The sequence below is a fragment of the Idiomarina sp. UBA4520 genome (assembly GCF_002388365.1).
Lineage (GTDB): Bacteria > Pseudomonadota > Gammaproteobacteria > Enterobacterales > Alteromonadaceae > Idiomarina > Idiomarina zobellii.
Genome location: NZ_DGMK01000011.1, coordinates 1 through 24,765 on the forward strand (window position 1 = coordinate 1; position 24,765 = coordinate 24,765).

General features: G+C 46.9%; 22 protein-coding genes and 1 pseudogene. 8 read left to right on the forward strand and 15 right to left on the reverse strand.

Translation table 11 applies throughout. The features are described 5' to 3' along the window. Positions 1-173: 173 nt before the first annotated feature. From B3850_RS03680 to B3850_RS03705, 6 genes are all read right to left on the reverse strand, one after another. Entirely contained in the window at positions 174-854 is a 681-nt protein-coding gene (locus B3850_RS03680; protein WP_286872573.1) for a hypothetical protein, read from the reverse strand. Positions 855-1,023: 169 nt separating this feature from the next. Next, positions 1,024-2,868, reverse strand: a complete 1,845-nt coding sequence (locus tag B3850_RS03685) for a hypothetical protein (protein WP_286872574.1) — start codon at positions 2,866-2,868, stop codon at positions 1,024-1,026. A gap of 95 nt (positions 2,869-2,963) precedes the next feature. Further along, complete coding sequence (locus B3850_RS03690; protein ID WP_286872575.1) at positions 2,964-3,407, reverse strand: CopD family protein; 444 nt, start codon at positions 3,405-3,407, stop codon at positions 2,964-2,966. 13 nt (positions 3,408-3,420) lie between these two features. Beyond that, positions 3,421-3,927, reverse strand: coding sequence for a GNAT family N-acetyltransferase (locus tag B3850_RS03695; RefSeq protein ID WP_286872578.1), 507 nt, complete (start codon positions 3,925-3,927; stop codon positions 3,421-3,423). A 22-nt stretch (positions 3,928-3,949) separates the two neighbouring features. Then, entirely contained in the window at positions 3,950-4,294 is a 345-nt protein-coding gene (locus tag B3850_RS03700) for a hypothetical protein (RefSeq protein WP_286872581.1), read from the reverse strand. Then, positions 4,284-4,670 carry a hypothetical protein gene (locus B3850_RS03705; RefSeq protein ID WP_286911404.1) on the reverse strand — a complete coding sequence of 129 codons (387 nt, stop codon included), beginning with the start codon at positions 4,668-4,670 and terminating at the stop codon, positions 4,284-4,286. Before B3850_RS03705 ends, B3850_RS03700 begins: the two co-directional genes overlap by 11 nt. Positions 4,671-5,045: 375 nt before the next feature. On the opposite strand from B3850_RS03705, the gene B3850_RS03710 reads away from it, so the two are divergent. From B3850_RS03710 to B3850_RS03735, 6 genes are all read left to right on the forward strand, one after another. Continuing rightward, on the forward strand, positions 5,046-6,185 hold the full coding sequence (locus B3850_RS03710) for a DEAD/DEAH box helicase (RefSeq protein WP_286872584.1): 1,140 nt from the start codon (positions 5,046-5,048) through the stop codon (positions 6,183-6,185). A 15-nt stretch (positions 6,186-6,200) separates the two neighbouring features. Then, positions 6,201-7,121, forward strand: coding sequence for a pirin family protein (locus tag B3850_RS03715; protein WP_286872585.1), 921 nt, complete (start codon positions 6,201-6,203; stop codon positions 7,119-7,121). A gap of 114 nt (positions 7,122-7,235) precedes the next feature. Next, positions 7,236-8,132: an alpha/beta fold hydrolase gene (locus B3850_RS03720; protein ID WP_286872587.1), complete on the forward strand. Its 897-nt coding sequence runs from the start codon at positions 7,236-7,238 to the stop codon at positions 8,130-8,132. Positions 8,133-8,160: 28 nt separating this feature from the next. Continuing rightward, positions 8,161-8,856, forward strand: coding sequence for a GOLPH3/VPS74 family protein (locus B3850_RS03725; protein ID WP_286872589.1), 696 nt, complete (start codon positions 8,161-8,163; stop codon positions 8,854-8,856). An 18-nt stretch (positions 8,857-8,874) separates the two neighbouring features. Beyond that, entirely contained in the window at positions 8,875-9,531 is a 657-nt protein-coding gene (locus tag B3850_RS03730; RefSeq protein ID WP_286911406.1) for a hypothetical protein, read from the forward strand. A gap of 123 nt (positions 9,532-9,654) precedes the next feature. Then, positions 9,655-11,064 (forward strand): methyl-accepting chemotaxis protein, encoded by a 1,410-nt coding sequence (locus B3850_RS03735; RefSeq protein WP_286872593.1) that lies wholly within the window; start codon positions 9,655-9,657, stop codon positions 11,062-11,064. Here the strand turns inward: B3850_RS03735 and B3850_RS03740 are convergent. The 9 genes and pseudogenes from B3850_RS03740 to sdhC form a co-directional block, all read right to left on the reverse strand. Beyond that, positions 11,061-11,495 (reverse strand): annotated as a pseudogene (locus tag B3850_RS03740) (Dps family protein); the annotation flags it as partial. The gene B3850_RS03735 and the pseudogene B3850_RS03740 sit on opposite strands and share 4 nt — an antisense overlap. Before the next feature lie 201 nt (positions 11,496-11,696). Then, positions 11,697-12,569 carry a succinate--CoA ligase subunit alpha gene (gene sucD / locus B3850_RS03745; protein ID WP_100691921.1) on the reverse strand — a complete coding sequence of 291 codons (873 nt, stop codon included), beginning with the start codon at positions 12,567-12,569 and terminating at the stop codon, positions 11,697-11,699. Next, positions 12,569-13,735 carry an ADP-forming succinate--CoA ligase subunit beta gene (gene sucC, locus B3850_RS03750; protein ID WP_058578967.1) on the reverse strand — a complete coding sequence of 389 codons (1,167 nt, stop codon included), beginning with the start codon at positions 13,733-13,735 and terminating at the stop codon, positions 12,569-12,571. The genes sucD and sucC overlap by 1 nt, the downstream gene beginning before the upstream one ends. A 136-nt stretch (positions 13,736-13,871) precedes the next feature. Further along, positions 13,872-15,434 (reverse strand): 2-oxoglutarate dehydrogenase complex dihydrolipoyllysine-residue succinyltransferase, encoded by a 1,563-nt coding sequence (gene odhB, locus B3850_RS03755; RefSeq protein WP_058578966.1) that lies wholly within the window; start codon positions 15,432-15,434, stop codon positions 13,872-13,874. Between the two features lie 13 nt (positions 15,435-15,447). Beyond that, entirely contained in the window at positions 15,448-18,252 is a 2,805-nt protein-coding gene (sucA, locus tag B3850_RS03760; RefSeq protein WP_286911407.1) for a 2-oxoglutarate dehydrogenase E1 component, read from the reverse strand. 108 nt (positions 18,253-18,360) lie between these two features. Further along, positions 18,361-19,074, reverse strand: a complete 714-nt coding sequence (locus B3850_RS03765) for a succinate dehydrogenase iron-sulfur subunit (protein ID WP_058578964.1) — start codon at positions 19,072-19,074, stop codon at positions 18,361-18,363. 16 nt (positions 19,075-19,090) lie between these two features. Beyond that, positions 19,091-20,857: a succinate dehydrogenase flavoprotein subunit gene (gene sdhA / locus B3850_RS03770; protein WP_273269676.1), complete on the reverse strand. Its 1,767-nt coding sequence runs from the start codon at positions 20,855-20,857 to the stop codon at positions 19,091-19,093. Then, positions 20,858-21,205: a succinate dehydrogenase, hydrophobic membrane anchor protein gene (gene sdhD, locus B3850_RS03775; RefSeq protein ID WP_053952372.1), complete on the reverse strand. Its 348-nt coding sequence runs from the start codon at positions 21,203-21,205 to the stop codon at positions 20,858-20,860. Continuing rightward, positions 21,199-21,573, reverse strand: coding sequence for a succinate dehydrogenase, cytochrome b556 subunit (gene sdhC, locus B3850_RS03780; protein ID WP_058578962.1), 375 nt, complete (start codon positions 21,571-21,573; stop codon positions 21,199-21,201). Before sdhC ends, sdhD begins: the two co-directional genes overlap by 7 nt. Positions 21,574-21,889: 316 nt before the next feature. Between sdhC and gltA the strand changes: the two genes are divergently transcribed. Together gltA and B3850_RS03790 are read left to right on the forward strand one after the other, a co-directional pair. Further along, positions 21,890-23,170, forward strand: a complete 1,281-nt coding sequence (gltA, locus tag B3850_RS03785) for a citrate synthase (protein WP_058578961.1) — start codon at positions 21,890-21,892, stop codon at positions 23,168-23,170. Positions 23,171-23,411: 241 nt separating this feature from the next. After that, a complete protein-coding gene (locus tag B3850_RS03790; protein WP_286911408.1) occupies positions 23,412-24,758 on the forward strand; it encodes a KamA family radical SAM protein in 1,347 nt (448 codons plus the stop codon). Positions 24,759-24,765: the final 7 nt, after the last annotated feature.

The window sequence follows — 24,765 nt, forward strand, 5'->3', positions numbered from 1 at the left end:
ACACAGAATTCTGAACACTACCGATCCCAATGCCGATTACTCGACGGCCCCTGATGGTATTCGTGAACTGTGTTCTAATAATTTGAACATTCTTTTAGAGCCATACTAGGCAGTGACAATGTCATTTCTTTGCCTTCTACCTGCGCAATATTACGCTTTAACAACCAAATCGCTTAGTCATCGCTTTGCCTCGAGTTTTTTGAAACGTGGGTAGGTTGAATCTTTGTTTTAATGTCTTCTCTTAGCTCCGCTAACGATAGCTCTATAACAGCTTCCCAGTTTCCAATGACCCCAGTCTGGTATCTTTTTTGAACTTCACTATCAAACTTCAGTCCTTCTGAAAAAATACCTGTAGGGGCACTTACAATAATGGACGTTTGGAAGTTTAATCCAATAGACCAAAACCCAGGACTGACCCAACCCCAGAACTTTTCGATATCAATATCAACAGGAATCGCTTGTTCGTACCCCTCGTCTTCAACGGACAATACGCGGTAATTACTCGCTCTAAAGCCTTCTGACAAACGGTTCTTCACTACCCCCTTCACCGTCTTACCCTCTGGCAACAATATATCGCCCCATGCCATGCCATGAGCATCCCGCTTTCTTGCTATTGCTCTAGACGTAATCTCAGCATCATGTATTTCGCTATTTTTAAGCGAAGGTATATCCGCTTGCCTTGGCTCTATTTGAAAGTCTCTGTTGTCGCTCACCCTTACAAACTTTATCGCCTTGCCTTCAACAGGGTTGACCGACGCGTTGTTCTTAATATCTAAAATATCTCTACTTGCAGCGCATCCTGTTGCTGCCATTATTAACAAAACAACAAGCATAACTTTTATGGTGCTTTGCATGATCTAATTCCTTATCTAATTCACTATGCATTGTGCCTTCACTAGGCCCTAGCCGGCCTAGAAGAACCAAATTTATATACTCTTAGCGTCATAATAAATCTTTGACACTGCTTGCTTAATTCGGAAGTACCGCGATCAATCGACTTGTGTAACTGGCTCCAATCACCTATTAAATATTCTTAGCAATCAAGTCCGCTTTCAAAAGCCCGCCTTTGGTAAACAGTTTGGCTGAGAATTTAGGGTTTCTGCGCGACTTATAAGCTTCCAGTATTTTCTTCAGGCCAGCGGCTTCCAACAGTGAAATGTTCACTTCGGTATCCATTTCAGCCGACTCAACAAAGTCATTAGAAAAACTTGGCGCGACAATGAGTACTTGTGCGACTCGCTTACCGGCACCTTCACAGCGTGTGACATAAGCTTTCACTTGGCGGGAGGTCGTTGAGTACTTCGCAAAGTCCCCTTTCTTCGAGGTTTTCGCTTCACCGATAATAATATCGTCTTCACTCAACGACAGCAGGATGTCAGCTTTGTCTTTGGCGGTATTGATGTCGCGTCGTAAGTCTTCGTCAACTGTTAAGCTAAGCTCTTCGAATATGGCTTTGGTGACCTCTTCAAACTTAATGCCGATGTCAGCTTCGGCTATCTCAATATTCTTCTGCTTCAGTGCTGCTAAATCGCGCCTTGCCAGGGCTTCGTAATTCTCTACAAGCTTATCTGTAGCATCGGCAAAGCTTTCAAGAATCACCTGCCGTGGGTCGCCTCTGCGCGTTATACCCATATCAGACTTCAGACTCTTTACCTGCTCGTTCGACAGCATAAACAGAATGTCGTACGGCGTTATCGCAAGAGCACGAAGCTTCTCAACGTCTATGTCCTGATTCGGCTCAAGTTCGAACTCGTCCTTTAACATTTTCGGCAATTGCGGGAGGTGCTGGCTTAGCGTTGAAAACAGCGACTTGTACCCTGTTGCCGATAAAATATTAAATTCATGCTCTGTAGAGGAGTTCAGCGCGCCAATAATTAGGTTGCACCTCTCTTCCAGCGTTGTGCCAAGCTTATCGAGCGCGAGCTGTAAGTCATCAATAAGTGTTTTCAAACGCTCTTTTTTCTCAGTCACGCCCGACTGTTCGCCGTGCATGTCATCACTAAGAATTTGACTGACCGATAAGCCCATTTTGAAAACGGTATCAATTTTATCGTCACGACTGACACCGCGAATACGCTTGTCATGGCTTTTCAGAATATTGGAGAGCTCGGCGTCAGAGAATGTCCGCAAAATTCGTAGCAGATGCTTGTCTGCAAGCTCTTTAGATTGAATTCGGTGCAACAGCGCAACTATTTCATCGGGCACATAGACGGTCTGATGCTTCTTAGATACGAAAACAATGCCTATTTCACGGAGCTGATTCAGACAGTCAGAAACGCCAGTTTTAGGGATGGGATCGATTAAATGCTCAATGGCAACACGGTTGTCGGCAGTAACATCCAGTTTATGCGCGAGCACATTCAGTATTCCGCGTTCTTCATCGGTAATTTTACCTTCGCGGTTCGAGCGCTCGTCATTATGCAGTGCTTCGTGCAAACAGGCGTAGTAAATGCCCAGGCGTTTCGGTTCGTCATAAACCTCTGTTTGTTCAGCTTCATCGAAAAGCGCTTTCAAGCTCTTCGCCTGAGCGTCAATTTGTTTCCACTCCTTTTCGTACAGCTGCTCTATCCAGGAAACACGCGCCACACAATTGCCGTCACGACTAAGAATATTCACCAAAAGCGCGGCCTGAGCCCCACTTAACGCAAGCTGCGACTTTACTTCTTTTTGAAAAAGCGGCTGAGCAAGCCTGAATAGTTGGGTAACTTCGCCACTGGGCGCATTTTTGATTTCACCGTCAATGTTCTTGAACTGCTTTGCCACTTGCTTGTTGTGCGAACTGGCTTCCGTGCATATGCGATCAAGAAAGTTAATGAATTTAGACTTCTCAATTTGGTTAACAGTAGACAGAACATTGGAGAGTTTCATTACGTACCGTTCCTTGGTTAGGCTAATTATTCACCAATTAAGTTACTCCTTTATAACGATATTGCAACCCAAGGTTATATTAAGAAACTATAAGATCAATAAAACCAACCAGTCCGAAACGACACGCCGACAACAACGAATAGAATGGAAATAGCCGTAACTGACACAATGTGCCAGGCCATGAGGTTTAGGTTCGCAGGTGAAAGGTTCGGAATGACTCGAAACCTTGCGCTAATAGCAAAACCAGCTGTTAGTGCCAGCAAACCCAGCTTTGCCATTATAGGGTAAGCAACGGGGTTACTGGTATTGAACCACTGACTGACATCTGGCAGTAGCCGGTACGCCAGCATTACCCCGGTAATGATCTGAACAATGAGTGCGGGCATGCCTATTTTTTCGTACGCGGACTCAAAGTTTAAAAGTAGCTGAGGAGAGCGCTCTCTCAAGACCCTGGGTAATATAGCGAAAGCCAAAACAATGTGTCCGCCTGTCCAGATGGTTGCCGCAAGAATGTGGAGTAGTAAAAGTGAGCCATACATTGGAAGCCGCCTTTCAGCCTAGGTATTCGTATAAATTATTCTGAGAACCGTACCATTCTATTGTCTCTTTGAGTCTAAAACCAATAGTTTCCAGCAGCTTATTTGATCTAACGTTGTCGGGAAGGGTGACAGCAACAACTTTGTCGAGTGAACAGGTTTTCATAACGGTTTTTAAGGTATTTTCCGCAGCCTTTCTCGCATAACCTTTGCCGCTGTATTCAGGCAAAAATGCGTAGCCTAAATCCGGGCTTTCCAATTCGTCTCGTTTCAATAAGCCACACATGCCAATTGGTGTGTGCGTTTCTTTTAGGCAAACCAAGTTTAGACCGAAGCCGTGCTTCTTATAGCTAACCATAGGGCCAGTTTTAAGATAGTTAGTTGCATCTTCTTGCGTACGAATGTTTTTATCGCTGATGTACCGTATAAACAAGTCATCGTTGAGTAAGCGGACAATAAAAGGAGCATCGCTTAACTCAAACTGCCGGACAACTAAACGTTCAGTTTCACAGACTACTTTCATGGAAGCCCTTTTATAGCAATGGTTATTGGTAACCCGAAAGCATTTCCCAGTTATTCTCATCAATACTGTGATTACACCACTTATCGATTGTGGACTGAACCAGAGCCCCCTTCGTACTCGCCTTAACCTGAACAGGAAATGACTTTAATGACTCGGAATGCACGGCTGTAACATCAAACCCAGGCACATTCCCAGAGTACGGAGAAACATAGTAACCTAACGTACCCAGTACTGCCGACACCAGATGTTCGCCGACCTGCCCTGTTAATTTATTTGATGTGCCTGATGCCATAATATTGTTTTTCTTGTTCTTAATGCCCGAGCACAGCACCGCAGGCGCGTGCTGATGCGTCTTGTTATATTTCATTCAGCTGATACTCGAAAGATTGAGCTATAATTACTTCCTCAAAGTTTTCGGGATTAGGCATCAGAAAGCGCGCAGCAAAATCAGCAGCCATACCAAAAGGTTTCTCAGTTACTTCTCTGACAAACTCCACTGAATTACTCTCTTGCTCGGTCAAATAATCGAACGCCCTTCGGTTGCACTCCTTTACCCAATCTGTTTTGCTGGCAACTTCTTTCGAACGCGGACGACACTTTAAAGCAACTTCAGATGCTTTATGCTCCACGATAAAATCAATTGCTTCAGAGCTACTGTGAACCACACTGTCAGCATCGGTCTCAGAGTTAACCGAAGAGCAACCAGTAAGTAACACAGCAGTGAATAACATTCCGTACTTCATCCAAGCTCCTTAAGAAATATAACAATTATATATGTTGCAGACGCATTTTGTAACGCCCAAAAACAGCACTCCTAACCGCCTTAAATGACTGATAAAAAGTACTATTTTTACTCTTAGGTCAAACTTACCCGAGAAAGCAGTTCGAGCATGCTCACTTTCCTTCAACCTAATGCGCAATATCATACTTTAATTTTTTGTTATATAGCTGAAGATAAAAGAGTTAGTTCCATAAAGCAATGCTAAACCGTGCAACATCACCGAAGAGTGTGCACAGGCAACTGAATCAACCAGCCAGTCATAAGCGGCGGAACCGTACCAAATAACCCAAATCTAACGTACAATACACAGCCTAAACACCAAACCGCACACGGTCACATGACTTTTTCTGATCTCAAACTATCGCCAGAAACCCTTACTGCCCTTTCACGCCAGGGGTATAGCGAACCTACCCCCATTCAGGCAGAAGCTATTCCGTTGGTGCTTGCAGGGAAAGATGTCATGGCCGCGGCGCAAACGGGTACGGGAAAGACAACGGCCTTTACGGCGCCTATTTTAGAGCTTCTGAAAGGTAACGAGCGCGCCAAGGCAAACACAGCGCGAGCGCTTATTTTAACGCCCACTCGCGAATTAGCGGCTCAGTTGGGTGAAAACGTTGCGAACTTAAGTGCGGGTCTGCCATTGAATTACGCGGTGGCGTTTGGTGGTGTGAAAATTAATCCGCAAATGATGAAGCTTCGCAAAGGCGTGGATATTCTGGTGGCGACACCAGGCCGCCTGCTGGACTTGTACAAACAGAACGCGGTTCGCTTTCCTAAGTTAGAGGTGCTGGTGCTGGATGAAGCCGACCGCATGCTCGACATGGGTTTTATTCACGACATTAAGAACATTATTAAGTTACTGCCGGCTAAGCGCCAAACGCTTCTGTTCTCGGCAACCTTCTCTAACGACATTCGTGCGCTGGCTAAAGGCTTGCTGAAAAGCCCGGTCGAAATTTCGGTGGCACCACCCAACGCCACTGCCGAACCTATTGAGCAAACAGTGTATGAAGTACAAAAAAGCCAAAAGCTGGGGCTGCTATTAAAACTACTGAAAAGTCTGGAGCAACCCAAAGTGCTTGTGTTTTCGCGCACCAAGCAAGGCGCTAACCGGTTAGTTAAACAGCTGGATAAAGCCGGCTTCTCGGCAACAGCTATTCACAGCGCTAAAAGCCAGGGTGCCCGCATTAAAGCATTGGCTGACTTTAAAAGTGGCAAGGTGCAGGTACTTGTCGCCACCGACATCGCCTCGCGCGGCATTGATATTGAAAAGCTGCCGTACGTGATTAATTACGACCTCCCACACGTCGCAGAAGACTACGTGCACCGTATTGGTCGCACCGGCAGAGCCGGCCAAACGGGTCATGCTATTTCTTTGGTTACAGACGAGGACGCGCCCTTTCTGCAGGCCATTGAAAAACTCATTGGCCAGCCAATTGAACAGCGCACCTTGGAAGACTCTGCTAAAGTTAAATCATAAACGGAGAGCCCGAAAATGAGTAACTTAGCCAAAGCGTTAGAAAGTGAATGCCAAATTGTCTCGGGGTGCAATGCGCTTAAGCGCGTCATTAGCCCTAAATCGCGTGACTTGGGCGGTTTTACGGTAAAGCGCATATTACCTTCGGTAGGCATGAAATCAGTCGGCCCCTGGGTGTTCTTTGATCATATGGGTCCTGCTGAGTTTGCCGCTGGTGACGGTATTAACGTGCGCCCTCATCCACACATTGGGCTGGCTACGGTTACTTATTTGTTTGAGGGTGAAATTCAGCATAAAGACTCGCTAGGCACGGATGTCGCGGTGCAACCGGGTGACATAAACTTAATGGTTGCTGGTCATGGCATTGTTCACTCAGAGAGACAACTCGAGAAAATTACAAAACACCCTCACAGCGCCCATGGTTTGCAATTATGGTTAGCACTGCCGCAAGCCCATGAACAATGTGAGCCCAGCTTTCATCATTACGATAGCGACAACCTGCCTACGGTGAAGTTTGATGGTGCGCGCGCAAAAGTACTTATTGGAGAGGCGTTTGGTGAACGTTCTCCGGTGAAAACATTTTCTGAAACCCTGTATGTTGAAGTGAATTTAAACGAGGACATAAGTTTCGAGCTTCCCAAGGTTGAAGAGCTTGCACTTTATGTCGTTGCAGGCAGCCTGAAAATAGAAAACTTTACTTTGGCAGACCACCACATGGCGATATTCAATGAAGAGCAGGGTATAAAGGTGACCGCACAGGCTAACACTCGCTTTGTGTTGGTAGGTGGGGCCTCGCTTGGTCCTCGCTTCATGGAGTGGAACTTTGTGGCAACCGATCAAGCATTGATTGATGCGGCCAAACAGCGCTGGCAACAGCAGGAGTTTCCTGACGTGCCAGGAGATGCTGAGGAGTTTACTCCACTGCCGGAGTCAAATTAAAAGTGATAATTACTAAATTTATTAGCTAAGAGCCACGCATCTCAGCAAAAGGTCAGCGGAACTTTCTTCGAATGTTTTCAACTAATAAGCCATACTCAATAACAATTTAAAATAATGAAAATCGCTTTCCTGATTTCAATTTTAGTAGTCTTAAGCACCTCTCCAGCCATAGCCGGCGAAAAATACCTGCGTGATGATGGCACAGAAATTCGATATTACTTAGATAACGCCGCTGCTGATAATCTGCTGGTGATTTTTCAGGGATCAGACTGTAACAGCGTTCGTCACATGACGTCAGTTACGACTATTTGGCAAACTCTAGCTCCTAATTCCGCTCTGTTGACGATTGAGAAGTATGGCATTGATGATAGCCTACCCTATGCCTCTGGAGAGCGAGATGACTGCCCTACCAAATACCTTCAACACGACACAATGACGCAGCGAATTAATGACGGGGTTCAACTCATCGACGCTTTTAAGAACTCCTATGACAAAGTCATAGTCGCGGGAGGCAGCGAAGGCGGCTCCATTGCGCTGGCGGTAGCCAAACGAGTTTCGGGCTTGCACTCCGTACTAGCGTTAAACTCGGGTTCCTCCAGCTTTCAGCATGATATCGAGTTCAGCATTAAACAGACTGTACCAGAAGACCAACGTAATGAAGCTTTAAACGGATTTCGACAATTTGTGGCGCGAATTAAACAAAGTCAGGAGCCTTTTCCAGCCAACGTCAGCGGACACGGTTACGCATACTGGAAAGATGCCTTAGAGCGAGACTTACTCAAGCCTCTAACAAGCATTGATGCACCTGTAGTAGTTATACAGTCACAGGAAGATAAAAGTGTCGACCCTGAGCAAACGCGGCGGGAAATAAACAGAATTATTTCCGATGGCGCTAAACATATAACACTAAAGATGCTGCCGGGACTTGATCACGGTTTTCAAGATTCAAATGGTCAATCCCAACTAAAAAATGTTGTTGAGGGTGTATCTAATATCATCAATACTAAATGATAGAGAAACCTAAAAAGACAGGTACGTCATGCCAGATAATTTAAAACTCTACGAAGCCATTATGCTACTCGCATTGTGCGAGGAAAAGGGCACCATGAACGGCATGTACGTGGAGTATGCCACCGCCGGAGCTATAGCCGCTGAACTTTTAATGCTCGGCCGAATTAAGGCTGATGAAAATAATAAAAACAAAGTTGCAGTGCTCGATGACAGCCCTACTAGCGATGCGTTGTTAGATGAAGCTTTAACGATGATCGCTGAAGCCAAACGTCCGCGTAAACTCAAGGACTGGGTGCAAAAACTCGGCGGCATTAAGAACCTGAAACATAAAGTTGCACAAGCATTAGCTGATGACGGCATTGTGTCTCATGAAAAAGAGAAAGTGTTGTGGCTGTTCGAACGCCAGGTTTACCCCGAAGTAAACCCGCAACCAGAACAGGAATTGCGTCAGGCCATGCGTGATGCGGTACTCAGTGATAGCGAAGATATTGAGCCTCGCATCGCTATTGCCGTCGCATTAGCCAATAGTGCCAAGCTACTGCCACAGGTGTTCAGTAAGCAAGAGCTGAAAGACCGCAAACAACGCATTAAGCAGCTGGAAAATGGTGAACTTGTGTCTAAAGCCGCCAAGGAAGCCGTCCAGGCCATTGAAGCGGCGGTTATGGTTGCTGTGATTATGCCTGCCATAACAGCAGCTTCAGCGCCAACTTCCGGGAACTGTTAACCGATAAAAGGAACTTACATGATACTTCTTAAGAAACTCAAACGATGGCAGGCTGGCTTAATTGCTATATTTATAAGCTTTGCCATTGCCTTCACTACTTACACAGCTCAAACCCGTGTCACCGAGACTGTACCTGACGCACAAGGTGGCATTGTCATAGTTTACTCGCTCATCATTAACGTTGTGCTCTGGTTATTTTTATCGATTGCGATTTTTCATTTTATGCGAGCACTCGCGCAAGGGCATCGGTTTAAATCCGTTATCACCGCCGCATTGATTTTTTTATTTGTCGGCTATGCAACTAACACCACTTATACCGCCATGCAATTAAATAGTGCTTTAATCGCTGCGGCTGATCCAACAACTTCTTCGCACAGGTTAACCGAGCTTGCAAAAGCCGATATAGACTATGGCTACGAACTGGACAATAGAGTGGCGGGTAATCCATCAACGCCTGTTGATACGCTGGTGTCCTTATACAACAAAGAAGGCCAGATCGGCACCGACTTAACTCTGGCAGCTAACCCCAACACGCCTAATGAGATACTAATCGCATTGTCTAAACGCACCAACGAACGCTGGGGAGATGCTATCGTCAATGCTTTAAAACGTAACCCCAAAGTCAGATCAGGCGAACTAACTTTTGACTCTTCTATGACATTGCAGGCTAATTAAGCCTGCAGTAGGTTTCCTATTTCAAATCCATATACATGCAAAATGCTATTTGAAAAAAAACAGTAAGCTTCTACTGTTAGTAGTTAGCCGAATATATTCTTCGCATTAGTGGAGGGGCTGACTATGAATAACAATTTCACCTGGAATGCAGACACACTGTTCGTCTTTAGCCTTAACGAGAACCAGCGAGTTTCTTATTGCCCGAATAATATTCAGGGCTTAATGCAAAAGGAAAAAGACGATCTACTACAGCAGCCACTTGATGCGCTTGTTGATAATGATGCCTTACCCAACAAAGTCATTAAAGAAGTCAATACGTCACTTAAGCGTGAAATGCCGTGGAGAGGCATTGTGCCTTTTGTTGTGCCAAATCGCGGAACCGTTTGGTTTGATGTGATTGTACGCGGCATATTTCGTCGCGGGAAAATTACGGGTAGCCAGTGGCTCATGCATCAGGCCGACAGTCACTACGAACAAGCAGCTAAGCGAGTCTATAAGCGTCAAGGCGGTTGGTTTAATTGGTTAACCAAGCCCTTTAATCATTGGCGTAATAAGCGCAAATGGGCTAAAGAGTTGGCTAACGCCGATGGTTCAACCGCAAAAACTCAACACCGCATATTTGGAGACGGTTCACCCATGGGAAAAGCCATGTATGAGCTTGCACTACGCGAATCATCATTGCTGGCGCTTACCACCCGCTTGGGGGAAGGTAACGACGTGTTAGCGGAAGCCGTTAATTCAACATCTGAAAACGCGTCAAAAACTGCCGACGCCACCGAACAGACGGTTGAGGATATTGAGCAAATTGCTGCTTCTATGGAAGAAATGGGACAGACCGTTGATGAAATTGCCCGCAACGCAAATGACTCTTCAAGTGCGTGCAATGATGTTAGCGACCAAACAAAAAGTGCAGCCGACTTTATCGCGGACAGTAGCAAGAAAATTACTCAGTTGGTGAATGTCGTTAACGAGAGTGCTAAGCAAACTGAACAACTCTCTCGTAATGCCGATTCAGTAAAAGAGGTCAGTGAGAAGATTGATGCTATCGCTGAGCAAACGAACCTGTTGGCATTAAATGCTGCTATTGAAAGTGCCAGAGCCGGTGAACATGGTCGTGGATTTTCCGTTGTCGCCGATGAAGTGCGCGCCCTTTCTCAGAAGACACAGCAAGCTGTCGATCAAATTGAAGAGACGGTCAACCGTATGACGCAATCAATGACCACTTGGCGTAATAAAATGTACGAACAACGAGATTTGGCTGAGGAATGCGGAGAACTAGGCCGAAAATCTGAGCAACAGGTCTACGAAGTGACGGAAGCCGTAACGGGAATCAATGATCGAATGACGCAAATTGCCGTTGCCGCTGAAGAACATACCAGTGCGGTTTCCGAAGTGAAAGACAGCATGATGTCCATTAACGACAACGTGCGCAGTGCAAATAGACTCACCCGTGATACAGAAGGTGAAGTTAAAGCGATTAAAACCCGCTTGCGCGAGTTTCGTTCGCTGGTTGAAGCCTTTGAAGAAGACTAGCTTTTCAGCTCTCCAGAGGACGATTCTATGTGCGCTCGCACGAACCACTGGAACTGCTCGAGCTCTGCTAACTGCCCGGTTAACATGTCTTCTGATACCGGGTCGAGCTCAGCCAGTGCTTCCATCGCTTCCCGGTGGTCACCGTTGACGCCGTTGTAGACTTTGTCCAGAGCTACTAAATGCTCTGTCACTAACCCTTTACCTAAAGAGTAGTCTTCCCATCTGCGGCGGTCGGCAATCGCTTTAGGCGTACCGACAGGAACGCCACCTAACGTCGCAATTCGCTCTGCAATGGTATCGGTCATTTCACGTACAGCGTCGACCTGAGGGTCTAACATTTCATGCACACCAATAAAATTTGGTCCAACAACGTTCCAGTGCACATGTTTTAGTGTCAATTGCAGGTCAAGCAATGCGACTAGGTGATCATCAAATACCCAGGAAGATCGCTTTGTGGCAGCGCAAGGAAGAAGAGTTCGCTATCACGGAGTGTCGAAGGCCAAGGATGGCCTTCGTCAAGCCCACAAGGATGTGCTCGTAGCGTCTCCGTGATAGCGAACTCTTTTTCCTTAGAAAGCAGCCACAAAAAACCCGGCGCGAAGGCCGGGTTTTGTTTAAGCGTTGGCGGGATATTACCAGCCAGTTTTCTCTGCAACAGCTTTGCCGATGTCGGCCAGGCTTCGTACAGTTTTAACGCCTGCTGCTTCAAGTGCAGCGAATTTCTCGTCAGCAGTACCTTTACCGCCGGCAATGATGGCACCAGCGTGGCCCATACGTTTGCCCGGAGGCGCAGTAACACCAGCAATGTAAGAAACAACTGGCTTAGTTACATTGTTTTTAATGTACTCTGCCGCTTCTTCTTCTGCTGTACCACCGATTTCACCGATCATTACGATAGCTTCGGTTTCTGGATCTTTTTCGAACAGTTCCAGAATATCGATGAAGTTAGAGCCCGGGATAGGGTCACCACCGATACCAACACAGCTAGACTGACCAAAGCCTGCATCAGTAGTCTGCTTAACCGCTTCGTACGTCAATGTACCTGAACGTGACACGATACCCACTTTACCTTTCTTGTGGATGTGGCCAGGCATGATACCGATTTTGCACTCGTCCGGAGTGATAACACCCGGGCAGTTTGGACCGATCATGCGCACGCCTTTGTGCGTCAGGTATTCTTTAACGTAAAGCATATCCAGCGTAGGGATACCTTCAGTAATACAAACAATCAGTTCGATACCAGCGTCTGCTGCTTCGATGATTGAATCTTTACAGAAAGGAGCCGGTACGTAGATAACTGATGCAGTTGCGCCAGTTGCTTCTACCGCTTCTTTTACGGTGTTGAATACAGGCAGGCCTAAGTGCTCTTGACCACCTTTACCAGGTGTTACACCGCCAACCATTTGCGTACCATAAGCAATTGCTTGCTCAGAGTGGAAAGTACCCTGACCGCCAGTGAAACCCTGACAGATTACTTTGGTGTTTTTATCGATCAAAATGCTCATTATTGACCTCCTGCCGCAGCAACCACTTTATCGGCAGCATCAGACAAGCTTTCTGCAGCGATAATGTTCAGGCCACTTTCGTTCAATTTCTGTGTACCCAGTTCAGCGTTGTTACCTTCAAGGCGAACAACCACTGGTACTTTAACGCCGACTTCTTCAACCGCGCCAATGATACCTTCTGCGATCATGTCGCAACGAACGATACCACCGAAGATGTTAACCAATACGGCTTTAACAGAGCTGTCAGACAAGATGATTTTGAACGCTTCAGAAACACGCTCTTTTGTCGCGCCGCCACCAACATCAAGGAAGTTAGCTGGCTCGCCGCCGCTCAGTTTAACGATGTCCATAGTACCCATCGCCAAGCCTGCGCCGTTAACCATACAACCGATGTTGCCGTCTAACGCTACGTAGTTCAGTTCCCACTTAGCTGCTTCAGCTTCACGAGCGTCGTCTTGTGACGGATCGTGCATTTCCTGAATTTTAGGCTGACGATACAGAGCGTTGCCGTCGATGCCGACTTTCGCATCCAGACAGTGTACGTTGCCTTCGTCAGTGATAACTAATGGGTTAATTTCTAACAGTGCTAAGTCGTACTGTTCGAACATTTTCGCCAAGCCTAAGAAAACCTTAGTGAATTGCTTTACCTGATCTGGAGTCAGACCCAGTTTAAAGCCTAATTCACGACCCTGATATGGCTGCGCACCAACTGTTGGATCAATTTCAGCTTTCAAGATTTTTTCAGGTGTTTCTTCTGCGACGGTTTCAATCTCTACGCCACCTTCGGTTGACGCCATGAACACGATTTTGCGTGAAGCACGGTCAACAACAGCACCTAAATAAAGTTCGTCGGCAATGTCAGTGCAGCTTTCAACTAAAATCTTAGCAACCGGCTGACCTTTCTCGTCGGTTTGGAAAGTAACTAAGTTTTTACCTAACCACTGCTCTGCGAATGCACGAACGTCTTCTAAACTTTTCACTAATTTCACGCCACCCGCTTTACCGCGGCCACCAGCGTGAACCTGACATTTGACAACCCAAATGTCACCACCAATACGTTTTGCCGCTTCTACCGCTTCATCAGCAGTGTCGCAGGCATAACCTTCAGATACTGGCAAACCAAACTCTTTAAAGAGTTGCTTACCCTGATACTCATGCAAATTCATGATGCTCTTCCGATTCGTTGAAACAACTAAAGCAGCGATAGGCTGCTTACCCGAATACCGCGCCGAATTTTAACGTGATCGGCGCATAATTAACAGCCGCAAGCTAAATTAGCGTTGCGGCTGGTTCTCAGCGTCTTTAGATATCCAGGATAAGACGTTGAGGATCTTCTAACAGCTCTTTCACGGTGACCAGGAAGCCAACCGATTCTTTACCATCGATAATACGGTGGTCATAAGAAAGAGCTAAGTACATCATTGGCAAGATTTCAATCTTACCGTCGACAACCATTGGGCGCTCCTGGATTTTATGCATACCCAGAATGGCGCTTTGAGGTGGATTTAGAATTGGTGTAGATAACAGAGAACCAAACACGCCACCATTGGTGACAGTGAAGTTACCGCCTTGCATTTCATCAAGTGTTAACTTGCCGTCACGACCTTTAATAGCCAGCTCGCGAATGCCTTTTTCCATGTCAGCAATTGACATTTTGTCGGTGTCGCGCAGTACCGGTGTTACCAGACCACGTGGTGTCGATACGGCAATGCTGACGTCAAAGTAGTTGTGGTAAACAATATCGTCACCGTCGATAGACGCATTCACGTCTGGGAAACGTTTCAGCGCTTCGGTTACTGCTTTAATATAAAAGCCCATGAAACCTAAACGCGTGCCATGGGTTTCTTCAAAGACGTCTTTATATTTCTTACGCAGGTCCATAATTGGCTTCATGTTGATTTCGTTGAACGTGGTCAACATAGCCGTATCATTTTTCGCTTGTAGCAAGCGCTCTGCGATACGTTTACGCAAACGTGTCATAGGTACACGTTTCTGGTCGCGGTCACCTGAAACTGCAGGCTGCGCAGATTGCTGCTTGCTGCTGTCCGAAGACTTAGACGATGAGCCTGCTTTAACGTGTTTTTCAACGTCTTCTTTGGTGACTCGTCCGCCTTTGCCCGTGCCTTTAACATCACTTGGCTTAAGTCCGTGTTCACCTAATAAACGACGTACCGCAGGACCAGCCACTTCGCTGTCACCGCCATCGTCTTTGCTTTCAGCAGCAGACTCTGACTTGCTGTCGTCTGATTTGCTTGCGCTACCGCCTGAAGAAGCACCCGCTTCCACAATACCGATAACGTCGTCGGCACCAACTGTTGCGCCTTCGTCGTGTTCAATTTTAACCAACACACCGTCAGCAGGAGCAACGACTTCCAGAACCACTTTGTCGGTTTCAATGTCGACTAAGTTCTGGTCGCGCTTAACTTCGTCGCCTTCTTTAACGTGCCAGGCTGAAATGGTTGCGTCAGACACTGACTCTGGTAATTGAGGAACGGTAACGTTCATCTTTTCGCCTGAGCCTTTTTTCTCAGAAGAGCCAGAGTCTTTTTTGTCGTCTTTCTTGTCGGCTTTTTTGTCGCTGTCGTCTGACTTTTCTTCTTTCTTAGAGTCAGAGCTTGCTGCGCCGTCACCTTCTTCGATTTTACCAATCACTTCGTCGGCAGTAACGGTAGTGCCTTCTTCAGCTGTAATTTCGCCTAAAACACCGTCAGCTTCTGCGACAACTTCAAGCACTACCTTATCGGTTTCGATGTCCACCAAATTTTGGTCGCGCGATACTTTATCGCCAGGTTTTACGTGCCATGTTGCGATGGTAGCATCTGCAACAGATTCGGGTAATTGAGGAACTTTAATATCAATCGCCATGGTTCATCTTCACCTATTTAATGGTTAGCGCTTCGTCAACGAGTTTTTGTTGCTGTTTATTGTGCTCTGATAAATAACCGACCGCAGGAGCCGCTGATGCGTCCCGACCACGATAAGTTAATTGAGCACCGGAAGGTATCGCAGCCCAGAAATGATGCTGGCTGTTATACCAGGCACCTTGGTTCTGCGGCTCTTCCTGACACCAGACAAAGTCCTTGACGTGTTGATAATCTTTCATGATATCGGCTACTTCTTCCGCAGGGAACGGATACAACTGCTCGATACGAATAATAGCCACATCGTCTTGTTCACGGTCGCGGCGTTCTTTCAGTAAGTCGTAATAAACCTTACCGGAACATAGCACCACGCGTTTCACTTTTTTCGGATCCAAAGAGTCGATTTCGCCAATCGCATTTTGGAAGCCGGTATTTTCGAGCTCGCTCATCTCTGAAATTGCCAAAGGGTGACGCAGCAATGATTTAGGCGTCATGACAATTAACGGACGGCGAACCGGACGTAATTGCTGACGACGAATCATATGGAATACTTGTGCCGGGGTAGTAGGCACACACACTGACCAGTTGTGGTCAGCTGAAAGCTGTAAGAAGCGCTCCAGACGTGCTGAAGAGTGCTCTGGCCCCTGCCCTTCGTAACCGTGCGGTAATAACAGAGTCAGTCCACATAAACGGCCCCACTTCTGTTCACCAGAACTAAGGAACTGGTCAATAACCACCTGAGCGCCGTTAGCAAAGTCACCGAATTGGGCTTCCCACATAATCAGTGATTTAGGTTCTGCCGTTGCGTAACCGTACTCAAAGGCAACTACTGCCGCTTCTGACAATACTGAGTCATAAATTTCGATTTGGCCCTGATCTTGTCTGATATTGTTCAGAGGCATGTAGACGCTAGCGTCGTCCTGGTTATGCAATACTGCATGACGGTGGAAGAACGTACCGCGGCCTGAATCCTGACCGGTTAAACGAATATGGACGTCTTGATCGACTAAAGTTGCGTAAGCCAGGCTTTCTGCAAAGCCCCAGTCCAAGGCTTTGTCACCTTTCGCCATTTTCTGGCGCTCTTGGTAGACCTTAGCAACACGCGAGTTCAGCTTATGTTCTTCCGGATACGAAGAGATTTTATCCGCCAGCTCTTTTAACTTCTTCGCTGATACTTTGTAGTCGTACTCAACGTCCCAGTCATTACCAATGTACGGTGACCAGTCAACTGAATGCTGACGCATTGGACGGTGTTCTTCGACAACCACTTCACCCTTATCCAATGCATCGCGATAATCTTGTATCCACTGCTTAGCGTCGTCTTCACTGACAGCGCCTGACTCGTTTAAGCGTTTTGTATACAGCTCGCGCGCCACTGGATGTTTCTTAACTTTTGCGTACATCAACGGCTGCGTCGCACTTGGCTCGTCCGCTTCGTTATGGCCGTGACGGCGATAACAAACTAGGTCGATAACTACGTCACGCTTAAAGGTATTACGATAATCGAGCGCTAATTGCGTAACGAAAACAACCGCTTCCGGGTCGTCTGCATTTACGTGGAAAATTGGCGCCTGCACCATTTTCGCAATATCAGTACAGTACTGAGTTGAACGCGCATCTTCTTGCTTCGACGTGGTGAAGCCGACTTGGTTGTTCACAACAATACGTACTGAACCGCCAACCTGATACGCTCGGGTCTGCGACATGTTAAACGTTTCTTGTACTACGCCCTGACCGGCAATAGCCGAGTCGCCGTGGATAGTAATTGGAAGAACTTTCTCACCAACCTTGTCACCCAAGCGATCCATGCGAGCACGTACCGAGCCCATAACAACTGGGTTTACAATTTCTAAGTGAGACGGGTTAAAGGCTAATGCTAAGTGCACATCGCCGCCCGGCGTAGCGAAGTCTGACGAAAAGCCCATGTGATACTTAACGTCACCAGAGCCCTTGCTTTCGCCGTGCTTACCCGCAAACTCGTCAAATAGGTCTTGTGGTTTCTTACCTAAGACGTTCACTAAAACGTTCAAACGTCCGCGGTGAGCCATACCAATAACCACCTCTTTTGCGCCTTGCTCGCCAGAGCGAGAAATTAACGCTTTAAGAAGTGGTACCAGGCTGTCGCCGCCTTCTAATGAAAAACGCTTAGCGCCCGGGAATTTTGAGCCTAAGTATTTTTCCAGACCGTCAGCAGAAATCAGCTCACGCAGAATTTTGGTTTGTTGCTCTTTGTCGAACTTCGCTTTACCTAAAGAGCCCTCTAAACGCTGCTGAATCCAACGTTTCTCTTCAGTAGAAACGATGTGCATGTACTCGGCACCAATAGAACCGCAGTAAATGTTTTCCAGCGCTTGGTGAATCTCTTTTAACTTCATGGTTTCGCTGCCTACGGCTAGCGAACCCACGTTGAACTCGCGATCTAAGTCGTCTTTGGAAAGCTCATGAAAGTCGAGAGAAAGGTCAGGAACCGTGTCTTGTTTCCACAATCCAAGCGGATCTAAGTTAGCGTGTTGGTGGCCACGAAAACGGTAGGCGTTAATCAGCTGTAAGACTTTAACCTGCTTTTGGTCGCTGGCTGAACTGCCGCCACCAGACTGTTTGAGTTTGTTCTTCGCCGCTTCGCGAAACTGTTCGCGAACATCGCTCATTTTGGTATCTGTTACCTGACCATCGCTTGGCAGAGCATCGAAGACCTTACGCCATTCATCGCTGACAGCGGTCGGATCATCCAGATACGCCTCAAACATTTGCTCAATGTAGGCAACGTTCCCACCGGCTAGATGCGAAGTTTCTAGCCATTCACGCATTACACCGTCTTGCATTGCGTTTCCTTCACCTAAATATGTAAACCGATTTTATAAAAAAATAGCCATCCTTTGTGGGATGGCTATCCACAACATAAACCGTTCAAATTGACGCGCCGTTGGTTTTTAAACCGCGCGATTCAACAGCATCGATTTAATGTGGCCAATAGCCTTAGTTGGGTTCAACCCTTTTGGACAAACATTGACGCAGTTCATAATGCCGTGGCAACGGAACACACTGAATGCATCGTCTAAATCATCCAAACGCTCGTCGGTTGCTGTGTCACGGCTATCGATTAAGAAACGATACGCGTGCAACAGGCCAGCAGGACCAATGAACTTGTCAGGGTTCCACCAGAACGACGGGCATGATGTTGAACAACATGCACATAAAATACATTCATACAGTCCATCAAGCTTAGCACGCTCTTCAGGAGACTGCAGACGCTCACGCGCCGGCGGCGTTTTTTCGTCGTTAATCAGGTACGGCTTAATCTTTTCATACTGCTGATAGAACTGGCTCATATCAACAATAAGGTCACGAATAACCGGTAAGCCTGGCAATGGACGAATGACAATTTTGCTGCCTTTCAATGCTGATGTTGGCGTAATGCACGCCAACCCATTTTTACCATTGATATTGAGGCCGTCAGAGCCACAAACGCCTTCACGGCATGAACGCCGGAACGCCAACGACGGATCTTGCTCTTTCAATTTGATAAGCAAGTCCAGCACCATCATGTCTTGGTTTTCTTCCACCTCTAGGGTGTAGTCCTTCATGTAAGGTGCGTCATCAACATCCGGGTTGTAACGATAAATCGAAATATTCAATGTTTTCATCGCTGTAACCCCTTAATTAGTACGTACGAGCTTTCGGAGGGAAAGCTTCGCGCAGTTTCGGTGCCATATTAACCTGACGAGTAACCATGTCTTCAGATTCTGGACGGTAAACAGAGTGAACCAACCATTTTTCGTCGTCACGGTCAGGATAGTCAGCACGGCTGTGCGCGCCACGGCTTTCAGTACGGAAGTTTGCTGCAACCGCAGTTGAGTATGCCGTTTCCATTAAGTTATCAAGTTCCATACACTCAACACGCTGAGTATTGAACTCTTTCGAGGTGTCGTCTAAACGTGCATGCTTCAAGCGCTCACGAATTTCTTTCAATTCTTTCAGACCTTCTGCCATTGCGTCGCCTTCACGGAATACCGAGAAGTTCATCTGCATGCAGTTTTGCAGGTCTTTCTTAATTTGCGCTGGATCTTCACCTTTCTGTGTGTTTTCCCAACGGTTGTAGCGAGCCATTGCCGCTTCAACATCAGATGCTGAAGATTCACGCGCTTCACTGTTAGCCGCTAAGGTTTCACCTAAGTGCATACCGGTCGCACGACCAAATACGACAAGGTCAAGCAGTGAGTTACCGCCCAAGCGGTTTGCACCGTGAACAGATACACAGGCAATTTCGCCACAAGCAAACAGACCTGGTACTGGTTTACTTTCACCTTTGTCATCAACAGTCAGAGCCTGACCGTTAACGTCGGTTGGGATACCACCCATCATGTAGTGACAGGTTGGAATAACCGGAATAGGTTCTTTAACCGGGTCAACGTGAGCAAAGGTACGAGACAAGTCACAAACGCCTGGCAAACGGCTTTCCAGCGTTTCTTTGCCTAAGTGGTCCAGTTTCAACTTAAGGTGTGTACCCCAAGGACCTTCACAACCACGGCCTTCACGAATTTCGGTCATCATTGAGCGGGCAACAACGTCACGCGACGCTAAGTCTTTTGCGTTTGGTGCATAACGCTCCATGAAACGTTCGCCGTCTTTGTTTAACAGGTAACCACCTTCACCACGGCAACCTTCAGTTACCAAGCAACCTGAACCGGCAATACCGGTTGGGTGGAACTGCCACATTTCCATGTCTTGTACAGGAACACCGGCACGTAACGCCATGCCAACACCGTCACCGGTATTGATGTGTGCGTTCGTGGTTGAAGCGTAGATACGACCAGCACCACCAGTTGCTAAGACAACCGCTTTGGCTTTCACGTAATAAACTTCGCCGGTTTCCATGTTCAGAGTTGTTACACCCGTGATAGCACCGTCTTGGTTCTTCACGAGATCAAGTGCATACCACTCAGAGAACACGGTAGTTTTGTTCTTAACGTTTTGCTGATACAGCAAATGCAGAAGCGCGTGACCAGTACGGTCAGCAGCTGCTGCGGTACGAGCGGCTTGCTCGCCACCGAACTCTTTTGACTGACCACCAAATGGACGCTGGTAAACTTTACCGTTCTCAAAACGTGAGAAAGGCAAGCCCATGTTTTCCAGTTCCAGAATAGCTTCCGGACCTGCTTTACACATGTATTCGATAGCGTCCTGGTCACCAATGTAATCCGACCCTTTTACGGTGTCGAACATGTGCCATTGCCAGTCATCTTCGTGTGCATTACCTAAAGCAACGGTAATACCACCTTGTGCAGAAACCGTGTGAGAGCGCGTTGGAAACACTTTCGACATCAACGCACAGCTCATTCCCTCTTGGGAAATTTGCAGCGCTGCTCGCATGCCGGCACCGCCAGCACCAATCACCACTGCATCAAATTCTAAAGTTTTAACGTTCACTTAAACACCCCACAGTACGAATAAGCCAGTGAGCCAAACAGCGATGAGACCAACGCTGAAAACCAGCTGAATGAAAGCACGTAAGCCAGCGGCTTTAACGTAGTCAGTCAGTACCTGCCAAATGCCAATCCAACCGTGGATAAGAACGGCTGTCAGAACCAGCATAGTGGCCACTTTCATCCAGATGTTAGCAAATAACCCACTCCAAACTTCATAGGTGACATCTGGCGTAGAAATGAAAAAGCCCGCCATGAATAATGCGTATAAACAAATAACGATAGCGCTGGCACGAAGAAGGATAAAGTCGTGCGAACCGCTGCGTCCGAAAGTAGCTGCTGCTGTTACCATAGCCAAACTCCTACTAGCACGGAAAGAAGAATAGAAAGCACAATTGAAATAACCGCGCTGGTTCTTCCCGAATCGAGCTCTTCCCAGTAGCCCATGTCCATGACTAAGTGACGCAGGCCAATAATTAAGTGAAATCCTAGCGCTGTCAAAATACCCCAGCCAATAAATTTAGCGATAAAGCTGGTCATCAGGTTTTCGATTTGAGCAAAGCCTTCTGGTCCACTAAGGGAAACAGCAAAAGCCCAAATAAGGAAAGCAAGAGACACCAGCATTACGACACCTGAGATACGGTGCAAAATAGATGCTTTGGCAGCGGCAGGAAATTTAATAGTTGATAAGTCTAAATTAACAGGTCTTTCTTTTTTCACGATAGATTGCCTTTTAATAAAGCACAAAAGAAATGTCTTTCACGTGTGTGTAACAAGATATTTGTCACAAATACGGTGAAAGAGTATATCGACCCAAGCCACATTTTACAACGACAAAACAACGATTCGATAAGTGAACTGTTTAGTCATGCGACTAAAGTCTAACTTAACTCAAAAATGAGTAATCTTTTCTTCATCTTCACTACGTATACTTTGCTAGAATTAGTTCACGTTCTGCGAATTAAATTGACATTTACGGGCATGATCGAGTTAAATTAGCCCACTTTTTCAAAGTAAACAGTGAGGAGATTTCCTTATGGCTGATCGTAAAGCCACTTTACAGATTGACGGCCAATCCATTGAACTGCCAGTACTTTCACCGGCGGCAGGTAAGGATGTAGTTGACGTCCGAACACTGGGAAAACATGGTTACTTCACTTTTGACCCAGGGTTCCTGGCTACGGGCTCTTGCGAGTCGGCTATCACCTACATCGATGGCGAAAACGGTGTGCTTTTACACCGCGGTTACCCTATCGGTGAGCTTGCAACAAAAGCAGACTATTTAGAAGTTTGCTATATGTTGTTGCACGGCGAAGCGCCAACTGAAGAACAGTACCAAGATTTCAAGAGCACTATTACTAAACATACAATGGTGCATCAGGGAATCCACAACTTCTTTAACGGATTCCGCCGCGACGCACACCCAATGGCAATGCTATGTGCTGTCACGGGTGCTTTGTCTTCGTTCTACCACGATGACTTAGACATTCATGATGAAAACCAGCGTCTGCGCAGTGCGTATCGCTTAATTGCTAAAATCCCAACGATTGCAGCAATGGCTTACAAATTCAGCATCGGCCAACCGTTCGTCTACCCACGTAACGACTTAGGCTACGCAGAAAACTTCTTAAACATGATGTTCTCTGTACCTGCTGAAGACTACGAAATTAGCCCGGCGGTTGCTCGTGCTATGGATCGTATCTTCACGTTGCACGCAGACCACGAACAAAACGCATCAACCTCTACTGTGCGTTTAGCAGGCTCTTCAGGTGCAAACCCATATGCGTGTATCGCAGCGGGTGTTGCGTCATTGTGGGGGCCGGCTCACGGTGGTGCTAACGAAGCGTGCTTGCGTATGCTGGCTGAAATTGGCTCTGTTGAGAACATTCCTAAGTACATCGAAAAAGCAAAAGACAAAAATGACCCATTCCGTCTGATGGGCTTTGGTCACCGTGTTTACAAAAACATGGATCCACGCGCAACTGTTATGCGTGAGTCTTGCCACGAAGTACTGAAAGAGCTTAACCGTGATGATCCTTTACTGGACGTTGCAATGGAGCTGGAGCGCATTGCGCTTGAAGACGACTATTTCGTTGAGAAGAAACTCTTCCCGAACGTCGACTTCTACTCAGGTATCGTACTGAAAGCTATCGGTATTCCAACGAATATGTTTACCGTTATCTTTGCACTGTCACGTACCGTTGGCTGGGTGTCTCACTGGCACGAAATGATGGGCGAAGCGAACCAGAAAATTGGTCGTCCTCGTCAGTTGTACACTGGCTACACACAGCGTGAATTTAGCCCAATCAAAAAGTAAGGCTAACTACCGTTTACAAAGGCGCTCGATGAGCGCCTTTTTTATTGCTCGAAATTCAATAATTTTCCCGAAGATACCGACAATTAGTTCGTGTACGTTGCTTTTTATTCCTTAGAAAACGTGCAACTGCCCTTCAATTTATTTATACTACGTCGCATTTCGCTGGCCACCCATAGCGACAAGGCCGATTTCATTTTCAGTGAGTGTCTGTCACTTACTGCAGATAATTACAGAGAGGCTTATGCAGCAAGTAGTTAACGTACAACAACCCATCATTAAACCTCGTCGATTCAAGGTCTATCAGCACCGACAGCTTGATAAAATAGAAGCATTGAACAAAGTGCCTGCTGATATGCGTTTTGAAATGAAAGTCGTTGCCAACGTACTGCCATTTCGGGTCAATGAATACGTGTTTAACGAGCTTATTGATTGGGAGAATGTACCCAACGATCCGCTGTTTCAGCTAACTTTCCCACAAAAAGACATGCTTGAGCCGTCTGCGTTTCAGCGCATGGCTGACTTAATGTCGGGTAAACACACAACGAATGAAGTGTTTGACCTGGCAACACAGTTACGTGAGGAAATGAACCCGCACCCGGCCGGACAAATGCAGATGAACGTGCCTCATGTGGATGGCGAGCCATTACCGGGCATGCAGCACAAATACCGTGAAACGGTTCTGTTTTTCCCTGCGCAGGGGCAATACTGCCATTCTTACTGTACTTTCTGCTTCCGTTGGGCACAGTTTGTGGGCAAGGCAACACGGTTTAACTCTAACGACGCCGATCAGCTGCATCGCTACTTGGCACAGCACAAAGAAGTGACAGACTTACTGGTAACTGGCGGCGACCCGATGGTTATGCGCACACGTAAGTTAGCGGAATACCTTGAGGGGCTGCTGAAGCCTGAGTTTGAACACATTAAAACCATTCGTATCGGTACTAAGTCTCTGACTTTCTGGCCGTATCGCTTCATTACCGACCCGGATGCGGATGAAATGTTACGCCTACTTGAACGCTTGGTCCAAGGTGGTAAGCATGTGTCCATTATGGCGCACCTTAACCACCCGAATGAGCTACGCACTGAAGTGTGTCAGGAAGCCATTCGTCGTTTACGCAGCACTGGCGTGCAAATTCGCTGTCAGGCGCCTTTACTGCGCCACATTAATGATGACCCGGACGCTTGGGCAAACATGTGGACGAAACAAGTGCAGCTGGGCATGATTCCATACTACATGTTCGTTGAACGTGACACCGGCGCGAAACGCTACTTTGAAGTACCACTTGAGCGTACTTGGGAAATTTTCCAAAAGGCGTACCAGCAAGTTTCGGGTATTGCCCGTACTGTTCGTGGGCCATCAATGAGTGCCGGGCCAGGAAAAGTCGAAGTTCAGGGTGTGACAGAAATTGCCGGCGAGAAAGTGTTTGCATTGCGCTTTATTCAGGGCCGTAATCCTGACTGGGTACAACGTCCGTTCTTCGCAAAATATGACCCGGATGCAACATGGCTGCATCATCTTAAGCCGGCGTTTGGGGAAGAGAAGTTCTTCTTCGAAGATGAGTATGCGAAAATGTCAAAGATGGACTAAGAGATTC

Excerpts from the sequence above, each read along its gene's own strand:
- B3850_RS03680 (WP_286872573.1), bottom strand. The coding sequence starts at position 854 with ATGCAAAGCACCATAAAAGTTATGCTTGTTGTTTTGTTAATAATGGCA.
- B3850_RS03685 (WP_286872574.1), bottom strand. The coding sequence starts at position 2,868 with ATGAAACTCTCCAATGTTCTGTCTACTGTTAACCAAATTGAGAAGTCT.
- B3850_RS03690 (WP_286872575.1), bottom strand. The coding sequence starts at position 3,407 with ATGTATGGCTCACTTTTACTACTCCACATTCTTGCGGCAACCATCTGG.
- B3850_RS03695 (WP_286872578.1), bottom strand. The coding sequence starts at position 3,927 with ATGAAAGTAGTCTGTGAAACTGAACGTTTAGTTGTCCGGCAGTTTGAG.
- B3850_RS03700 (WP_286872581.1), bottom strand. The coding sequence starts at position 4,294 with ATGAAATATAACAAGACGCATCAGCACGCGCCTGCGGTGCTGTGCTCG.
- B3850_RS03705 (WP_286911404.1), bottom strand. The coding sequence starts at position 4,670 with ATGAAGTACGGAATGTTATTCACTGCTGTGTTACTTACTGGTTGCTCT.
- B3850_RS03710 (WP_286872584.1), top strand. The coding sequence starts at position 5,046 with ATGACTTTTTCTGATCTCAAACTATCGCCAGAAACCCTTACTGCCCTT.
- B3850_RS03715 (WP_286872585.1), top strand. The coding sequence starts at position 6,201 with ATGAGTAACTTAGCCAAAGCGTTAGAAAGTGAATGCCAAATTGTCTCG.
- B3850_RS03720 (WP_286872587.1), top strand. The coding sequence starts at position 7,236 with ATGAAAATCGCTTTCCTGATTTCAATTTTAGTAGTCTTAAGCACCTCT.
- B3850_RS03725 (WP_286872589.1), top strand. The coding sequence starts at position 8,161 with ATGCCAGATAATTTAAAACTCTACGAAGCCATTATGCTACTCGCATTG.
- B3850_RS03730 (WP_286911406.1), top strand. The coding sequence starts at position 8,875 with ATGATACTTCTTAAGAAACTCAAACGATGGCAGGCTGGCTTAATTGCT.
- B3850_RS03735 (WP_286872593.1), top strand. The coding sequence starts at position 9,655 with ATGAATAACAATTTCACCTGGAATGCAGACACACTGTTCGTCTTTAGC.
- sucD (WP_100691921.1), bottom strand. The coding sequence starts at position 12,569 with ATGAGCATTTTGATCGATAAAAACACCAAAGTAATCTGTCAGGGTTTC.
- sucC (WP_058578967.1), bottom strand. The coding sequence starts at position 13,735 with ATGAATTTGCATGAGTATCAGGGTAAGCAACTCTTTAAAGAGTTTGGT.
- odhB (WP_058578966.1), bottom strand. The coding sequence starts at position 15,434 with ATGGCGATTGATATTAAAGTTCCTCAATTACCCGAATCTGTTGCAGAT.
- sucA (WP_286911407.1), bottom strand. The coding sequence starts at position 18,252 with ATGCAAGACGGTGTAATGCGTGAATGGCTAGAAACTTCGCATCTAGCC.
- B3850_RS03765 (WP_058578964.1), bottom strand. The coding sequence starts at position 19,074 with ATGAAAACATTGAATATTTCGATTTATCGTTACAACCCGGATGTTGAT.
- sdhD (WP_053952372.1), bottom strand. The coding sequence starts at position 21,205 with ATGGTAACAGCAGCAGCTACTTTCGGACGCAGCGGTTCGCACGACTTT.
- gltA (WP_058578961.1), top strand. The coding sequence starts at position 21,890 with ATGGCTGATCGTAAAGCCACTTTACAGATTGACGGCCAATCCATTGAA.
- B3850_RS03790 (WP_286911408.1), top strand. The coding sequence starts at position 23,412 with ATGCAGCAAGTAGTTAACGTACAACAACCCATCATTAAACCTCGTCGA.